Source organism: Haematospirillum jordaniae, assembly GCF_001611975.1.
GTDB classification, from domain to species: domain Bacteria; phylum Pseudomonadota; class Alphaproteobacteria; order Rhodospirillales; family Rhodospirillaceae; genus Haematospirillum; species Haematospirillum jordaniae.
Genome location: NZ_CP014525.1, coordinates 1,933,681 through 1,950,601 on the forward strand (window position 1 = coordinate 1,933,681; position 16,921 = coordinate 1,950,601).

13 protein-coding genes are annotated in these 16,921 nt (G+C 53.2%); 9 read left to right on the forward strand and 4 right to left on the reverse strand.

Translation table 11 applies throughout. The features are described 5' to 3' along the window. Positions 1–68 precede the first annotated feature (68 nt). Together AY555_RS09105 and AY555_RS09110 are read left to right on the forward strand one after the other, a co-directional pair. A complete protein-coding gene (locus tag AY555_RS09105) occupies positions 69–1,094 on the forward strand; it encodes a glycosyltransferase family 4 protein (RefSeq protein ID WP_066135856.1) in 1,026 nt (341 codons plus the stop codon). Between the two features lie 237 nt (positions 1,095–1,331). After that, positions 1,332–2,654, forward strand: coding sequence for a sugar MFS transporter (locus AY555_RS09110; protein ID WP_066135859.1), 1,323 nt, complete (start codon positions 1,332–1,334; stop codon positions 2,652–2,654). A gap of 80 nt (positions 2,655–2,734) precedes the next feature. Here the strand turns inward: AY555_RS09110 and gatB are convergent, their stop codons facing one another. Genes gatB through gatC form a run of 3 tightly spaced genes read right to left on the reverse strand, consistent with a single transcriptional unit; the run spans position 2,735 to position 5,956 of the window. Continuing rightward, positions 2,735–4,189, reverse strand: coding sequence for an Asp-tRNA(Asn)/Glu-tRNA(Gln) amidotransferase subunit GatB (gene gatB / locus AY555_RS09115; protein ID WP_066135862.1), 1,455 nt, complete (start codon positions 4,187–4,189; stop codon positions 2,735–2,737). Between the two features lie 6 nt (positions 4,190–4,195). Continuing rightward, positions 4,196–5,668 (reverse strand): Asp-tRNA(Asn)/Glu-tRNA(Gln) amidotransferase subunit GatA, encoded by a 1,473-nt coding sequence (gene gatA / locus AY555_RS09120; RefSeq protein ID WP_066135865.1) that lies wholly within the window; start codon positions 5,666–5,668, stop codon positions 4,196–4,198. Continuing rightward, on the reverse strand, positions 5,669–5,956 hold the full coding sequence (gene gatC / locus AY555_RS09125; RefSeq protein WP_066135868.1) for an Asp-tRNA(Asn)/Glu-tRNA(Gln) amidotransferase subunit GatC: 288 nt from the start codon (positions 5,954–5,956) through the stop codon (positions 5,669–5,671). Between the two features lie 167 nt (positions 5,957–6,123). Between gatC and ruvX the strand changes: the two genes are divergently transcribed. The 4 genes from ruvX to plsY all read left to right on the forward strand — a co-directional run bounded on the left by ruvX (position 6,124) and on the right by plsY (position 9,568). Further along, positions 6,124–6,585, forward strand: a complete 462-nt coding sequence (gene ruvX / locus AY555_RS09130; protein ID WP_066136856.1) for a Holliday junction resolvase RuvX — start codon at positions 6,124–6,126, stop codon at positions 6,583–6,585. A gap of 120 nt (positions 6,586–6,705) precedes the next feature. Further along, positions 6,706–7,653, forward strand: coding sequence for an aspartate carbamoyltransferase catalytic subunit (locus AY555_RS09135; protein WP_066135871.1), 948 nt, complete (start codon positions 6,706–6,708; stop codon positions 7,651–7,653). 24 nt (positions 7,654–7,677) lie between these two features. Beyond that, positions 7,678–8,967: a dihydroorotase gene (gene pyrC / locus AY555_RS09140; RefSeq protein WP_066135875.1), complete on the forward strand. Its 1,290-nt coding sequence runs from the start codon at positions 7,678–7,680 to the stop codon at positions 8,965–8,967. After that, the gene (gene plsY / locus AY555_RS09145; RefSeq protein WP_066135878.1) at positions 8,951–9,568 is read left to right on the forward strand and encodes a glycerol-3-phosphate 1-O-acyltransferase PlsY; all 618 of its coding nucleotides are present in this window, start codon (positions 8,951–8,953) and stop codon (positions 9,566–9,568) included. The genes pyrC and plsY overlap by 17 nt, the downstream gene beginning before the upstream one ends. Position 9,569: 1 nt before the next feature. On the opposite strand, the gene AY555_RS09150 is transcribed toward plsY, so the two are convergent. Next, a complete protein-coding gene (locus AY555_RS09150; protein WP_066135881.1) occupies positions 9,570–10,556 on the reverse strand; it encodes an asparaginase in 987 nt (328 codons plus the stop codon). A 112-nt stretch (positions 10,557–10,668) separates the two neighbouring features. Between AY555_RS09150 and dprA the strand changes: the two genes are divergently transcribed. The 3 genes from dprA (at position 10,669) to rnr (ending at position 16,861) form a co-directional block, all read left to right on the forward strand. Further along, positions 10,669–11,808, forward strand: a complete 1,140-nt coding sequence (dprA, locus tag AY555_RS09155) for a DNA-processing protein DprA (protein ID WP_245176920.1) — start codon at positions 10,669–10,671, stop codon at positions 11,806–11,808. A gap of 73 nt (positions 11,809–11,881) precedes the next feature. Then, positions 11,882–14,530, forward strand: a complete 2,649-nt coding sequence (gene topA, locus AY555_RS09160) for a type I DNA topoisomerase (RefSeq protein WP_066135884.1) — start codon at positions 11,882–11,884, stop codon at positions 14,528–14,530. An 18-nt stretch (positions 14,531–14,548) separates the two neighbouring features. Continuing rightward, complete coding sequence (gene rnr / locus AY555_RS09165; protein ID WP_066136860.1) at positions 14,549–16,861, forward strand: ribonuclease R; 2,313 nt, start codon at positions 14,549–14,551, stop codon at positions 16,859–16,861. Positions 16,862–16,921 lie beyond the last annotated feature (60 nt).

Below are 16,921 nucleotides of genomic sequence, written 5' to 3' on the forward strand. Positions count from 1 at the left end.
GGATGCAGGTCGATTATGCTCCCTTAGCAGATCCATAACAATTGTACACCAATGAAAGTTGCGGGCCGGTGAGAATTATTATTGCTGATGATGGCGTTCCTTTTAACGGATTATGCTTGGAGCAGAGGCCTCTTGGGGGAGCGGAAAGCTGTGTCGTCTGGCTTGCTGAAGCCTTTGCCAGACTGGGCCATCATGTAACATGCCTGACAAACTCAAATACCTCAGTCCTACATAATGGCGTGAACTGGGAACCTATCAGCGGGAACCACCCAGAATCGGCCGACTTGTACATTGCCAATCGGGGACATACGGTGCTTCGCCTTATTCCAAAGGCAAGGCACGTTGCTTTCTGGATCCACAATCCAGCCCAATACCTTCTCAAGACGCGCTACCTATGGCCTCTTGTCAAGCGCAAGCCTGCCATGGTGTTTTTATCAAAATTCCATGCCTCTACCCTTCCGGCATGGGTCCCGGGGCGACGGCTTGTTATGCCTCATGGTGTCGATCCCGTATTTTACCCCTCTCCCCATACAGCCACTCCCCCCGAACCGCGTGCCGTTTTCCTGTCCAATCCTCTACGGGGGCTGGATCCCATGCTTGATATGTGGAAGCAGTATATTGTTCCTGCCATTCCTTCAGCCGAGCTACACCTGTTTACGGGACCAGGTATTATGAGCCAACGAGAAGGTGGTTCAGAAGAAACGCAGGCTGTTCTTGGAAAAGCGCAACATACTGCGGGCGTTTTCCTCAACCCTCCCCTGCCGCGGGATAGCTTGGCATCTGCACTGAGATCAATGAGGGTACATTGTTACCCCTCAACGGTGCCAGAAAGCTTCTGTTTGGCTATTGCCGAGTCTCAGGCCTGTGGCATTCCAGCTATCGTCAATGATACAGGGGCACTGCCTGAAAGAATAACAGACAAAAAAACAGGCTTTGTCACAATGACAGCCAACCCTCGATCTTTCGCAGACGCAACAATCCGCCTGCTGTCTGATGACACATTATGGCAGAGCATGCACAAAAGCCTGTTGCTGGCACCAATCCGACGCTGGGAAGACGTAGCCCGTGATTTTATCAACCAAATGATAACCTGAGATTGATAAAGACCAAGGAGCGTTTTGTATTTGTACCATCGTACAATTTTGCATTGCGACATGAGTTCAAACCGCAACATGATGACGGCTTTCCCCTGCCCAATGGAGAAAGAAGGAAATCGGGGGTTGTCAGGACAAAAGAATTCAGGCATCTGAAGACATCACGCATACCCCCGTTTTGGGGAAACCGGCAAAAGAACCGGTTTGTTTCAGAAGCGCTGAACAAAGGCTGTTCCGATGTCCACTGCACATCAAAATCGCTCCTATTTTGGCCCATTGGCCGTGTTGACCGCACCGTTCTTTTTCCTTGGCATGATTACATGCCTGAACGACGTGCTTGTACCTCATCTGAAAGCTGTTTTTACACTCAGCTATGCCGAGGCAGCACTGGTCCAGTTCTGCTTTTTTACCGCTTATTTTTTCGTGTCCTTGCCTTCGGGCATGCTGGCTGAACGGATCGGCTACAAACGTGGACTCGTTGTGGGATTCTTGGTAACGGCTGCCGGGTGCATGGCCTTCTGGCCCGCGGCCAGCGAACGGTCCTACCCGCTTTTTCTGGGTGCACTGTTTATCTTGGCGTCTGGCATTACCCTGATCCAAGTTTGCATGAACCCTTATGTCAGCATTCTTGGCAAGCAGGAAACGGCATCCAGCCGCCTCGCGGTCGTGCAGGCCTTTAACTCCGTCGGCACAACAATTGCTCCGTACATCGGATCCTTATTCATCCTGAGTACGGTTGTCTTGTCAGCCAGCGAACTGGCAGGCATGTCAGAGGTAGAGCAGGCTGCATATCGGGCAAAAGAAGCTGCTTCTGTGCAAGGTCCGTACATGTGGCTGGCGGGGATTCTGATCGCCAATGCGCTCGCTTTGATGTTCATCAAGTTGCCAGATATCAGGAATACCAATTCTGTCATTGATCTGGACAAGAGCACTGATGCAAAGAGCCATGGCAGCATCTGGTCCCATCGCCACTTGGTACTTGGTACCATCGGTATCTTCATGTACGTCGGCGCAGAAGTAGCAATTGGCAGCTTTCTGATTAATCTACTGGCAATGCCAGAGATCGCAGGCCTTCCGGAAGCCGAGGCCGGTTTTTACCTGTCCCTGTACTGGGGCGGCGCGATGGTTGGTCGCTTTGTTGGGGCAGCCATCATGCGCTATGTCAATCCCGGAGCATTTCTGTCCTTCAACTGCACCATTGCTATAGGGTTGATCATTACAGCTATCCTATCCGGTGGCCATATTGCCATGTGGTCCTTGATAGCCGTTGGCCTGTTCAACTCTATCATGTTCCCGACCATTTTTACCCTGTCGGTCAGGGGGCTTGGTCATCATACCAGCAAGGCATCAGGCATTCTGTGTATGGCCATTGTCGGCGGAGCTATTGTGCCCCTGATCCATGGCTTTGTTGCTGATCAAGTTGGACTTCTGGCTGCCTTCTTTGTTCCGCTCGTATGCTACACCTATATTCTGTACTATGGCGTCAAGGGTCACCGTGCCGGGGATGCTCATCAACATGCGAATAATCGGTCCTTGGCCAGCAAGCCTGCTGCCGGGTAAGGTTTATACGCAATAGTTTGAAAGGCCCCGAATAAATCGGGGCCTTCTTTTTTATCCGGCATAGAGAAAGTTACAGCTTTCTAACCAAGAAGCTTTTTCTTGAGAACGTCCTGCAACATACCAGGATTAGCTTTGCCCTGGGTTGCCTTCATGACTTGTCCGATAAACCAAGCAACCAGCTTCTCTTTACCATCCCGCACTTCTTGGGCTTTCTCAGGATTGGCTGCAATAACAGCGTCACATGCAGCTTCAATCGCGCTACTGTCCGTAACCTGTTTCATACCCCGCTCTTCCACGATAAGAGCAGGATCCTTTCCCTCCTCCATCATGATTTCAAAAACATCTTTCGCCAGCCGACCGGATATGGTGTTGTCTTTTACCAGATCCACCAATTGACCAAGCTGCGATGGACTGACCGGGCTTTGTGAAATGGAAAGCCCCTTTTTGTTCAGGCCACCAAAGAGCGTTGTAATCAACCAGTTTGCAACCTGCTTTCCATCACGCCCTTCCGCTGCCTCCTCGAAATAAGCCGCGGTTTCCTTCTCCATAACCAGAACACCTGCATCATAAGGTGTCAGACTATAGGAAGATACAAACCGCGCTTTTTTATCATCAGGAAGCTCGGGCAACGTTGCCTTGATGCGCTCAACAAACGCATCATCAAACTCCAAGGGCAAAAGATCCGGGTCAGGAAAATAACGGTAATCATGGGCATGTTCCTTGGACCGCATCGACCGTGTCTCACCACGCGAGGAGTCAAACAGGCGTGTCTCCTGAACAATCTGGCCACCGTTTTCATACACTTCAACATGGCGGCGGGCTTCATATTCAATGGCCTGCATAACAAAGCGAACGGAATTGACGTTCTTGATCTCGCAACGTGTCCGATATGGCTCTCCAGCTTTGCGGACCGATACGTTGACATCGCAACGCATGGAGCCTTCCTCCATGTTTCCATCACATGTTTCCAAGTAACGCAGAATGGATCTCAGCTTACGCAAGTATGCCCCGGCTTCTTCCGGCGTCCGCATATCTGGCTTGGAAACAATTTCCATCAGCGCAACCCCGGAACGATTCAAGTCAATCAAAGACTTTGCAGGGTGCTGGTCATGAACGGATTTCCCTGCATCCTGCTCAAGATGCAGGCGCTCGATACCAACCGTACGGCTTGATCCATCGGGCAAATCCAGCACGATCTGCCCCTCGCCAACAATGGGCTGATCATACTGGCTGATCTGATACCCTTGGGGTAAATCAGCATAAAAATAATTCTTGCGCGCAAAAACACTGCGTTTGTTAATCTGCGCTTTCAGCCCCAACCCCGTACGAACAGCCTGCTCCACGCACACGCCATTGATAACCGGCAGCATGCCGGGAAAGCCGGCATCAATAAACGAAACCTGCGTATTCGGCTCCGCTCCGAACGTTGTTGCGGCACCCGAAAACAACTTGGATTGAGAGATAACCTGGGCATGAACCTCAAGCCCGATAACCAGTTCCCAGTCCCCGGTTTCACCTTTGATATGATAGCTCATCGCGCCTTATCCCTTTACCAAAGCCGGAACACCCGGAAAACTGGCGGCCTTTTCCAGAACATCCCCGGCTCGCAGAACAGTTTCCTCATCAAAAGGACGACCGATGATCTGAAGCCCAAGCGGTAGACCCGATGCATTCAATCCCGCAGGCACAGATAAGCCGGGCAAACCAGCCAATGAGGCAGGAACTGTAAAAATATCATTCAAATACATTGCGATAGGATCATCCATTTTTGCACCCAACGCGAAAGCTGCGGTCGGGGCAGTTGGCGTCAAGATCGCATCAACAGACCGGAAGGCATCACGAAAATCCCGCGCAATACAGGACCGCACTTTCTGGGCTTTAAGGTAATAGGCATCATAGTATCCGGCAGACAAGACATAGGTCCCCATCAGGATACGCCGCTGGACCTCTTCACCAAACCCTGCTGCCCGGGTTTTGGCATACATCTCGTCCAAGGATTTCCCTTCTACCCTCATCCCGAAGCGCAAACCATCGTAGCGAGCCAAGTTCGAGGATGCTTCAGCTGGCGCAACGATATAATACGTTGCGAGGGCATACCGGGTGTGCGGCAAAGTTATGTCATGAATTTCGGCACCCGCATCCTTCAGCCACGACACCCCTTTATCCCATAGGGAAGCAACCTCGGGATCTAAGCCATCTGAGCGATATTCAGCCGGGATGCCAATTTTCAGACCACGGATATCACCGGTCAGGGCCGCCTCAAAATCAGGCACCAGAATATCTGCGCTGGTGGAATCTTTAGGATCAAAACCAGCCATTGCGCCCAGCATAATCGCGGCATCGCGAACCGTACGCGTCATGGGGCCAGCCTGATCCAAAGAACTTGCAAAGGCAATGGTGCCATACCGGGAGCAACGCCCGTACGTTGGCTTCAAACCCGTAATCCCACAGTAGGCAGCAGGTTGCCGGATAGATCCACCCGTATCTGTACCCGTTGCAGCAAGCACCATACGGGCAGCCACAGCAGCAGCAGATCCACCGGACGATCCGCCGGGCACCAAGTCTACATCCTGGCCACGCGGTTGCCACGGGTTACGCGCCGGGCCGAACCAGCTTGTCTGGTTGGATCCACCCATAGCGAATTCATCCAGATTCAGCTTGCCCAACGAAATAGCACCAGCCTTTCGCAGATTTGCTGAAATCGTGCTTTCATAAGGCGGAATGAACCCTTCCAGCATTCGGCTTCCAGCCGTGGTGCGAACACCTTCTGTACAGAACAGGTCCTTGAGTCCAACGGGAATGCCCATCATCGGCCCTGCGCTTCCTGCTGCCAAGGCAGCATCAGCTTCCACAGCCTGTTGGCGCGCCTGCTCCGCTGTTTCAGTAATAAAGGCATTCAGCGGGCGCTTCTGCTCCATGACACCAATATAGGCATCAACCAGCTCAACAGCTGAAAGCGTATGAGAGCGCAGGGCATCACGGGCCTGGGCCAGAGTCAGGTCAAGAACAGACATTTATTCCACCACCTTCGGCACGGCAAAAAAACCATCAATGGCTTCCGGCGCATTGGCCAGAATAGAATCACACATACCGCCATCAGAGACGATATCATTCCGCCAGCGCAGAACCGCATCCGTCACACTGGTCATAGGCTCTGTTCCTTCGGTATTGACGTCAGCAAGCTGTTCAACCCAGTCAAGAATACCGGAAAGCTGGCTGGCCAGAGGATCAAGCCTGTCTTCGGGCACCTCAATACGGGCTAGGAACGCAACGTTCCGGACGATATCTTTGTCGAGCGACATTGAAAAAAGTCTCCTGGCGGGAGTAAGTCTTGGGAGCATCCCCGTCGGCACACAGTACGCGCCGATCCGGGTCTGTACACGCGTAAAATCGCCGGAAGGTATCACTCGTCATGACTGACTGCAATAACCCCGCACCGCTTCCCGTGACAGGGCTTTCACCCTTGCAGATGAAACACGCCCTACCCCTCGCCGGCAGGCTGGCTGGACTGGACCTTGGCACCAAGACCATAGGCATCGCCCTGTCAGACCCTCTGCTGATCACCGCTACTCCGCTCACAACAATCCGGCGCACCAAATTCACAAAGGACATTAACCTACTGTCCGAGCTGGTTGCAGAGTACGAAATAGCCGGCTTGGTCCTTGGGCTTCCGGTAGAAATGGATGGAACAGAAGGACGCCGCTGCCAGTCGACAAGAACATTTGCTGACAACATCAGAGCGCTGGAACAGCCAATATCCCAGCTTCCGATCGCATTCTGGGATGAGCGTTTGTCAACCGCAGCCGTAGAACGCGTCATGATTGATGAGCTGGACATGTCCCGCAAAAAAAGAATGAAAACCGTGGATAGAAACGCAGCATCATGGATTCTTCAGGGATTCCTTGATGCCATTGCTTTTGCAGACAAATAAATCTGCCCATGATCGATACATGACTTCCTCGCACAACATGTAGGACCGTCATAAATATTGCCCCGACGCACACCATTCTCCCCTTGCCGGAATGATGTTTTAACCTCATATTTCGCCCCCATGAAGAACCCAGCATACTCTCATCGGCATTTTCTTGGCATGGAGGGGTTATACCCTCACGAGATTGAAGAATTTCTCGATCTCGCAGATAGTTATGCTGACAGGAATCGCCAACCCCGGTATGCGTCCAATCGCCTGACAGGACGGACGCAGGTTAACCTGTTCATGGAAGCATCAACCCGCACACGGGCTTCTTTCGAGCTTGCCGGACTCAAGATGGGGGCCAACGTCATTAACATGACGTCGGCAGGATCCTCTATCTGCAAAGGTGAGACCCTTGTTGATATGGCCGTAACCCTGAACGCAATGAAGCTGGATATACTGGTTGTTCGCCACCATGATTCAGGCGCCGCACAGCTACTGTCCAAGCATGTACAGTGTGCCGTCATCAATGCTGGCGACGGCCTACACGAGCATCCCACACAAGCCATTGTCGATGCCCTGACCATACGACGAAACAAAGGGCGGCTGGCAGGATTGGAGGTCGCCATTTGCGGAGACCTTGCCCATTCCCGGGTTGCACGGTCCAATATTCATCTTTTGAGCACCATGGGGGTTAATATCCGGGTTGTTGCGCCACGCCCATTGCTGCCTTCGCATATTGAATGTATGGGCGTAACTCCCTTTACCGACATGCGTGAAGGCATACGGGGCGCTGACATCATCATGATGCTCCGCGTACAGAATGAGCGCCTTGGTGATTGCTGCATTCCTTCTGCCCGTGAATACGCTCACTTCTTTGGTCTGAACCGCGACAAACTTGCCTTGGCCAAACCCGATGCGCTTGTCATGCACCCGGGCCCCATCAACCGGGGTATCGAAATTGACTCAGATGTCGCTGACGATCTTGATCGTTCATTAATTCGTCAACAGGTTGAAATGAGCATTGCGGCCCGTATGGCCATTCTGGATATCCTGATCCGCAATGCCGAAAACAATGGCTTGTAAGCCACCCCGGGAACAGAAACGTCCATGCATCGCACGCACTATTTCAATGCTCGCCTTCTGGATCCATCCCTTGATCTGGATGCGCCGGGCGGACTTCTGGTTGAAGGGTCTTGTATCCTTGATTGCGGGCCACACCTGCAGATGTCCGGTACAGCGCATGCAGACAATAAAATTGACTGCAGAAACATGGCGCTTGCACCGGGTTTGGTTGACATGCGAACCCATTTGCGCGAACCGGGATTTGCGCACAAAGAAACACTGCACACGACCGGATTACTGGCTGCATCGGGCGGCGTAACCTCAGTCGCAGGCCTTCCCGGAACGGATCCTCTGGTTGACAACGAAGCAGCCCTTGCTTTTGTTCTGAACAAGGCACGTACAGATTCAGCCGTGAAAATTTATCCCTATGCAACGGCCACAGCCGGGGCAAAAGGAACAGATCTGGTTGAGTATGGCCTTATGTCCGCAGCAGGTGCCATCGCTTTTACCGAGGGAGAGCACGCTGTATCAAATGCAGGCGTACTAAGACGGATCATGCAGTATACATCCATGCATGGGCTTCTATTGATCCAGAGACCGGAAGAGCCATCATTGGCAAAGGGTGTTGCGACCAGTGGAGAACTGGCAACTCGCATGGGGCTTTCCGGCATGCCACCCGAGGCTGAAGTCATTCTTCTCGAGCGAGATCTGCGTCTTGTCGCAATGACGGGGGCCCGCTATCACGCATCTCTCATCTCAACAGCAGACAGCGTCGAGGCCATACGCCAAGCAAAAGCAAAGGGACTTTCTGTCACATGCGACACAGCCCCTCCTTATTTTACGCTGAATGAACTGGCCATATCTGGCTACAACACATCGGCAAAACTAAGCCCACCGCTACGATCCGAGAGCGATAGAAAAGCTGTCATTGACGGATTGCTGGATGGTACCATTGACGCCATCGTTTCGGATCACGCGCCACAGAATAGTGACACAAAAGATGTTCCCTTTGCGCGGGCGGCCTGCGGAGGCCTTGGGCTGGAAACGCTTTTGCCCCTGACGCTGGGTATGATCCACGATGGTAGCATGCCCATATTGCGGGCTCTTGCTCTTCTCAGCCTCAATCCAGCACGCATACTTGGTCTCAAAGCCGGAAAACTGGCAGCGGGATACCCTGCTGATCTGATTGTGGTAGATCTGGACAAGCCTTGGAAGTACAGTGCAAGCAGATCTTGCTCAGGCTCCAGAAACTCGCCTTTTGACGGACATCTCTTACAAGGGCGGGTGTTGCGTACCATCGTTGACGGGAAAACAATTTATGTTCACGGTACCTGAGGTGCCTGCAGAGATTACCCTGCTTTTGTGCACTGTTTTTGGATACCTTTTTGGCAGCATACCGTTCGGCGTTGTGTTGACAAAACCGTTTGGGTACGACCTTCGATCCATCGGATCGGGAAACATCGGCGCCACCAATGTCCTGCGTACAGGTCGCAAGGATCTGGCGCTGGCAACCTTGGTCATGGATGCGGGCAAGGGAGGCATTGCAGCCGCGCTGGCCGTGATACTGGTTGACACATCTGGCAGTCTTCTCGCCGGATGCGCCGCCGTTCTGGGCCATAACTTCCCGATCTGGCTTCGCTTCAAGGGAGGCAAAGGAGTTGCCACCACGCTGGGCGTTCTGTTCCTGACAGCCTGGCCCGTTGGGGCCATAGCATGCGGCATCTGGTTCCTGATGGCAGTTTTGACCCGCTACTCCTCTCTCTCTGCCTTGATGGCCTTAGGCACAGCCCCGGTTTCAGCATGGTTTCTGGCTTCTCCAGCCCATGCTGCAGCGTTTGCCGGCTTGGCTATCCTTGCCTTCGTACGCCATCATGAAAACATAAGACGGCTCTTTCAAGGCACAGAGTCAAAGATAAGACTGGGGAAGGCGCAATAATCTAGCAGATCCGTGTCTCTCCACAAAAATCACGGAAGAACATATCTACGGCGCTTTGGCCACGCAGGCCATGAGACAAGATAAGGTGTAGCTTGGCAAAAGCCGTTTCCCGTGTCAGGCCACGCCCTGCAAGGACACCTGCATCACGTAACGCCGCACCTGCCTCGTAATGATCCAGATCGATAGCTCCGCCTAAGCATTGACTGACAGCAACGACCAATGTTCCATGACGCACCAGATCGGATAGGACCTGCTGTAAGGCTCCCTCTACAAAAGGGGCTGTACCGTTGCCAAAGCATTCCAGAACCAAGCCACTTGGCTGCCATGCCGTCAATCCGGCCAAGAACCCGGCAGAAAGCCCCGGATAACAGGCAACAAGACCAATATCCACAACAGCCGGTAATGGCCGTGGAGGACCAAGAGCAAGCTCTTCGTTACTTGGAATTGGCCATGGAGCATCAACACCCCCCAACGATAACACATCACGAAATGCATCAGGAGTTGATGTAGATATTTTACGACTGCGTACAGCAGGGATAATGCGGCCTCCAAAGCAAACGAGAACGCCATGAGTATCTGGGTCTCTCGCAACAGAAAGTGCCTGTTCCAGATTCCGGATACCATCACTGTCATGACCAACCAGAGGGATCATGGAGCCTGTCAGAACAACAGGCGCTCCACGTGCAACCTGCTGCAAGGCAAGGCTTGCGGCTGTCCAAGATAATGTATCAGTACCATGCACGACAACAACACCATGGCCAGATGATGTTGCACGCACACACTCATGTCCGATCCTGTACCAAAGAGCAGGATCAACATGGGCGCTGTCAACAGCGGGGACATATTCCAGCACCATATCCCGGCTATCAACACAACCAGGCAGCATATGATCAAGGAGCGAGGCAAAGGAAGCAGCAGGACGCCACCCCTTCTCACCAAGCTCCATTCCAATGGTACCACCTGTATACAAAATTGTAACTGGACGCATATCACCCTGCTGAGCAGAAAGATTCACATCAATGCTCGCTAATTAATGATGAAGAGTATCGGAAGGTCAATCATCACCTTGATATATAACCATGAATTGATAATATATCATCATGATGACGTCGCTTTTCTCTCGCCCCGCCTCCACCCTGTCTCATTCCGACAAGATTAACTGGCTTCGCCTGATCCGTAGTGAGAATGTTGGTCCCATTACATTTTTCAAGCTTCTTGACCGATTTGGGACACCCCGGGATGCTTTAAATGCCTTACCGGAACTGGCTCGCCGTGGAGGACGGGGCAAACCCATCAAGATATGCTCCGCGAGTATAGCTGAGCGTGAACTAATGACAGCCGAAGCAATGGGAGCACAGCTGCTTTGCGCCATTGAACCAGGCTACCCTACCCTTTTGTCTGCAATCGATGATGCACCACCCTGCATTTATATCATGGGCAATGAGTCAGTCCTAAAAAACCCCTGCGTATCCATTGTCGGGGCACGAAATGCATCGGCAGGCGCACGCCAACTCGCTTGGCGGTTGGCCATGGATCTTGGGCAGGCAGGGATGACCGTTGTCTCCGGACTGGCTCGCGGCATTGATACATCGGCACACGAAGGGTCCCTACAAACAGGAACCATTGCTGTGATGGCTGGCGGCCCCGATGTGATCTATCCGCCCGAGAACAAAGATCTGTATGATAAAATTCGGGCTACAGGCGCCATTGTTTCTGAAATGCCTCCTCTGAGTGAGCCACAAGCCCGCCATTTTCCACGGCGTAACCGTATCATATCCGGTCTGTCACGCGGCTTGGTCGTGATGGAGGCAACAGCCCGATCCGGCTCGTTGATCACAGCACGTATGGCCGCTGAACAAGGGCGAGATGTTTTTGCCGTACCGGGCTCACCCTTGGACCCCCGCAGTGAAGGCCCCAACAATTTGATACGGGATGGTGCAACACTGGTAAGAAGTGCGGATGACATTCTTTTCGCGTTGGGCAATGCCGGGCACGCACCCCTCTGTGAGCCCGTATACACTAATTTTTCCAAGGGAAAACCGTCGCACTTCAATGAAAGTACCTTGGCAGAGGCCAGGAAGATTATTGGCGGTTTGCTGTCACCTGCTGCTGTGACTGTTGACGAAATCATCCGGCAATGCCAATTGTCTCCGGCTGTCGTCTCCATGGTTCTCTTGGAGCTGGAGTTGGCGGGGCGCCTTGAACGGCACCCCGGAGGTCGCGTGTCAATGCTTGCATAATTCTCTGGAACAGAAGGATTATCGTGGGACGACACCACTCTGTAATCAGGAAAGAAGTGTGCCCGGATATCCCATGAACGTTGTCATTGTCGAGTCGCCGGCCAAGGCCAAAACCATCAACAAGTATCTGGGCAAGGATTACACCGTTCTTGCATCCTTCGGCCATGTGCGCGACCTGCCGCCAAAAGACGGATCCGTCCGACCGGATGAAGACTTTGCAATGGACTGGGATACAGACAGTCGATCGGAAAAACACATTCGCGAGATCGTTCAGGCGGTCAAGAATGCCGAGCGGGTTTTTCTGGCTTCTGACCCGGATCGTGAAGGAGAAGCGATTGCTTGGCATGTGTTGGAGGAACTGTCCCGTCGGCGCGCCCTGAAGGGGGTGGATGTCAAACGTGTAACCTTTAACGCCATTACCAAAACCGCGGTGACAGAGGCTATCAATAACCCCCGCGACATAGACCAGCCTCTGGTTGATGCCTATATGGCCAGAAGAGCCTTGGACTATCTTGTTGGGTTCACCTTATCGCCGGTGCTGTGGCGGAAGCTGCCCGGGTCACGCTCTGCCGGCCGGGTACAATCCGTTGCCCTGCGCCTGATCTGTGAGCGTGAATCAGAGATTGAGCGGTTCCGTTCCGAAGAATACTGGACAATTACGGCTGACATGCGCTCGGCCATGGACAAGCCTTTTACAGCGCGCCTAACGCACCTAGATGGCCAGAAACTTGAAAAGTTCTCGCTGTCCGATGCCTCCTCTGCTGAAAGGGCCCTTGTTGCCGTCAAGGCTGGTGCCTTTACCGTTTCGTCTCTGGAACGCAAGCAGGCCAAACGCCACCCTGCGCCGCCATTCACGACGTCAACATTACAACAGGAAGCCGCGCGGAAACTGTACTTTTCCGCCACCCGGACGATGCAGACAGCACAAAGGCTGTATGAAGGTGTAACAATCCGCGGTGAAACCGTTGGTCTGATCACCTATATGCGTACAGATGCTGTTTCCATAACACCGGAAGCTGTCAATGACATCCGCACCTTGATTGAACAGGGATGGGGCAGCAAACTGCTTCCATCAACGCCCCGGGTTTACAAGACAAAACAGAAGAATGCCCAAGAAGCGCACGAAGCCATTCGCCCGACCAATGTTTTTCTACGTCCGGCAGATGTTCGCGACTCCTTGGATGATGATCAGTTCAAACTGTATGAGCTTGTCTGGAAACGTACCGTTGCCAGCCAGATGGAAAGTGCCCTGCTTGACCAGACCGGCGTAAATCTGTCGACCCGGGATCGGAAAACAGTACTTCGTGCAAATGGGTCAACCGTTGTCTTCGAAGGCTTCCTGACCCTGTACCGGGAAGATCTTGATGATATATCGGGTCAGGATGACGAAGACAAGGAACGTATACTTCCCCCCCTGCATGAAGGAGAAACAACAACGCTGTCCGACGCACGGACCGATCAGCACTTTACCCAGCCTCCGCCCCGCTATTCTGAGGCTAGTCTGGTTAAAAAGATGGAAGAGCTGGGCATTGGGCGCCCCTCGACCTATGCCTCGATTCTCCACGTCCTGCAGGATCGAAGCTATGTTAGACTGGAGCAACGCAAATTCATCCCCGAAGATCGGGGGCGTATTGTCACGGCATTCCTTGAAAGCTTCTTCCGCCGCTATGTGGAATATAATTTCACGGCTACCCTTGAAAATCAGCTGGATGAAATATCAGCTGGCGCAGTAAACTGGAAAGATGTGCTCCGCAATTTCTGGCAGGATTTTACACAGGCCATATCCGGGACCAAAAACCTGAGAATCAGCGAGGTGCTTGATGCCCTAGACGCTGACCTTGGCGTGCATCTGTTCCCTGAAAAGGAAGATGGATCCGATCCCCGCCTCTGCCCGTCCTGCCAAACCGGTCGCCTTTCGCTAAAACTTGGAAAGACCGGGGCCTTCATCGGATGCTCGACGTACCCCGAATGTCGCTATACCCGCCCCTTGGGCGGAAATGCCGAAGATGCAGGCGCAGGGGACCGTGAATTGGGGACAGACCCAGAAACCAGCTTGGCCGTTGTGGTACGCAAGGGGCCATATGGTTGGTACGTGCAGCTGGGGGAGGCAACCGGGGAAGGCAAGGCAAAGACCAAACCCAAACGAGCCGGTTTGCCAAAAGATATAGATCCTCAGGCCATAGATCTGGAGCGTGCACTGTCTCTCCTCTCCCTGCCAAGAACAGTTGGTCAGCACCCTGAATCCGGTCTACCCATTCTGGCTGGCATTGGCCGCTTTGGTCCGTACATTGTGCACGACGGCAAGTACGTCAACCTGCGCCAAGACAATGTCCTAGATATAGGCATCAACCGTGCCGTAGATCTTCTGGCATCGGCAAAGACACGTGCACCCAAGGCAGCCGGCAAAGAACTGGGCACCCATCCCGATGACGGAAAGAGCGTGCAGCTCCTTTCAGGGCGCTATGGCCCATACGTGGAACATGGCAGCATACGAGCCAATATTCCGAAGGGTACCGATCCTGAAACAGTAACACTGGAGCAAGCCTTGGAATGGCTGGCGGCCAAGGCTGAAAAAAATCCAAAGGCTGGCAAAGCGACCACTACCAAAACAAAAAGCAAGAAAGCAGCTACTAAGCCGTCTGACAAGAAAGAGAAGACAGCAAGCAAGCCTGCACCACGATCCCGCAGCAAGAAGAAAACCGATGACGATGATGTCTCCTGAGTGCAGGAGGCCCTGATTTTGGCAAAGAAAAATCCAAAACATGTCCCTGTTCCCACCCGCAAGGATGTGCTCGACTTTATTCAGGGAAATCCGGGCCGGATCAGTAAACGCGAACTGGCTAGGGCCTTCAACCTGACGGCAGAGCAACGCCCTCTTCTACAACAAATTATCAAAGGGCTAGAGAAAGAGGGACAAATCCAGCGGCGCCACAAACACCGCCCCCAGTATCCGGAACGTCTGCCTCAGATGGTCGCAATTCAGATAACCGGGACGGATTCCGAGGGGGAACTGGTGGGGCGGCCTTTAACGTGGGAACAGGAAGGATCACCTCCCCGGGTTTTTGTCACGGCAACACGCCGCGGCCTGCCAACGGTCGGAGTCGGGGACCATGTGCTGTGCAAGCTGACACCGGGACGCAACGGAAATTACAACGGCCACGTCATCCAGAAGCTTGTTGAAACGCCCGCGCGGGTTCTGGGTATTCTGGAAGCCGGGGTTAATGGCTTGCTCTTGCGCCCCACAGATCGTCGGGACCGCCAAGGCTATGTGATTGCCAGAGGTGATGCTGCCGGAGCCCATGTGGGGGAGCTGGTTGAAGCGGAGATTCTCTCCGGACGGCGTTCCGGTCTGCGACAAGCGAAGGTTCTGGACAGGCTTGGCTCCATGAACAGCCCCGGGGCTGTCAGCCTGATTGCCATTCATGCCCATGGTATCCCCGTAGAATTCCCTGCAGATGCCTTGGAGCAAGCAGCCAAGGCCAAGAAAGCCCCCCTAGGAAAGCGTACAGATCTACGGTCTGTTCCTTTGGTAACGATTGACGGCGAAGACGCCCGGGACTTTGATGACGCGGTATGGGCAGAACCAACAGAGGATGGCGGATGGCATGCGCTGGTTGCCATTGCTGACGTGTCTTACTATGTGCGTCCCGGTACCCCCTTGGACAAGACAGCGTATGAACGCGGCAATTCGGTCTACTTTCCTGACCGAGTTGTTCCCATGCTGCCAGAGGCTCTCTCGAACGGATGGTGCTCACTCCGCCCGAATGAAGAGCGACCCTGCGTAGCAGTTCACATGTGGTTTGATGCCAAAGGCAAGAAAATCAGGCATACATTCATCCGTGGCTTGATGAAATCCAAGGCTCGTTTGACCTATACCCAAGTTCAGAATGCTTTCGATGGCATTATGGATGAAACAACGTCACCGCTTGACGAAGATGTCCTGAAGCCTCTGTACGGTTGCTTCAAGGCTCTTCGCTCCCACAGAGAACATCGCGGTGCCTTGGAGATCACGATCCCGGAGAGAAAGATCCTGGTCGATGATACCGGGGCTGTTACCGCAATCCAGCCACGCATCCAGAGTGACAGCCATCGCTTGGTTGAGGAGCTGATGGTTGCAGCCAATGTTTGTGCCGCAGAAACACTGGAATCGCTGGAAGCCCCCTGTATGTACAGGGTGCACGACGAGCCCCCGATGGAACGTCTAGAAAACCTGCGTACGTTTCTGCGTACAATTGGTCTGAATCTGGCGACCGGTGCCCTGACACCCCGCAACTTCAATCATATTTTGGAACGGGTCAAAGATACGGCCTATGAGCACCTGGTACACTCGGTCGTTCTACGCAGCCAGTCACAGGCTATCTATACGCCTGAAAACCGAGGGCATTTTGGCCTGGGCTTGCGTCATTATGCGCACTTTACCTCCCCCATTCGGCGCTATGCGGATCTTTTGGTACACAGGGCCCTGATATCAGGACTGGGGCTGGGAACACGGAACGAATATCTACCGGAAGAACAGGCTGCATCCTTTCCCCAGGCAGGTGAGCATATTTCGTCTACGGAGCGGCGTGCTGCACAGGCTGAACGTGATGTCATAGACCGGTATACGGCTCATTTCATGGCATCAAAGGTCGGGGCCCGCTTTGCAGGACGCGTTGCCAGCGTCAATCGTTTCGGCCTTTTTGTCGAGCTGGATGAAACAGGTGCCAACGGGCTGATACCAATATCCACACTGCAAGATGATTTTTACCATTACGACGAAGGAGCACATCGCCTGTCCGGGCAAAGCGGCAGAGTGTCGTACACGTTGGGCGATCGTATCTTGGTCACTCTTGCAAAAGCCGATCCTCTGACTGGCTCATTGATTTTTGAGATTGTCCGCCAAGGAAGAGACTCTCAGCACTTACAACGTGACAATACCAACACGCAAACGCGCCGGGGACCAAAACCTTTCAAAGGCAATCGGCGCAAGGTTGGGTCCAGACAAGCACCGCAGGATTTACAGGTTGCCTACCCCGCGTCGTCAACAAAAAGGAAACCAGGAAAGAGGAAATAGCGGTATCTGCGCTTGTTTGGTGTTTCCTTCTGCGATCATAATAAGAACGCTTGGCTTTCA

Bases quoted from the DNA above. Each gene is read 5' to 3' on its own strand.
- topA (WP_066135884.1), top strand. From the start codon at position 11,882: ATGAACGTTGTCATTGTCGAGTCGCCGGCCAAGGCCAAAACCATCAAC.
- AY555_RS09150 (WP_066135881.1), bottom strand. From the start codon at position 10,556: ATGCGTCCAGTTACAATTTTGTATACAGGTGGTACCATTGGAATGGAG.
- pyrC (WP_066135875.1), top strand. From the start codon at position 7,678: ATGCATCGCACGCACTATTTCAATGCTCGCCTTCTGGATCCATCCCTT.
- AY555_RS09135 (WP_066135871.1), top strand. From the start codon at position 6,706: ATGAAGAACCCAGCATACTCTCATCGGCATTTTCTTGGCATGGAGGGG.
- plsY (WP_066135878.1), top strand. From the start codon at position 8,951: ATGTTCACGGTACCTGAGGTGCCTGCAGAGATTACCCTGCTTTTGTGC.
- ruvX (WP_066136856.1), top strand. From the start codon at position 6,124: ATGAAACACGCCCTACCCCTCGCCGGCAGGCTGGCTGGACTGGACCTT.
- gatC (WP_066135868.1), bottom strand. From the start codon at position 5,956: ATGTCGCTCGACAAAGATATCGTCCGGAACGTTGCGTTCCTAGCCCGT.
- gatB (WP_066135862.1), bottom strand. From the start codon at position 4,189: ATGAGCTATCATATCAAAGGTGAAACCGGGGACTGGGAACTGGTTATC.
- gatA (WP_066135865.1), bottom strand. From the start codon at position 5,668: ATGTCTGTTCTTGACCTGACTCTGGCCCAGGCCCGTGATGCCCTGCGC.
- dprA (WP_245176920.1), top strand. From the start codon at position 10,669: ATGATGACGTCGCTTTTCTCTCGCCCCGCCTCCACCCTGTCTCATTCC.
- AY555_RS09110 (WP_066135859.1), top strand. From the start codon at position 1,332: ATGTCCACTGCACATCAAAATCGCTCCTATTTTGGCCCATTGGCCGTG.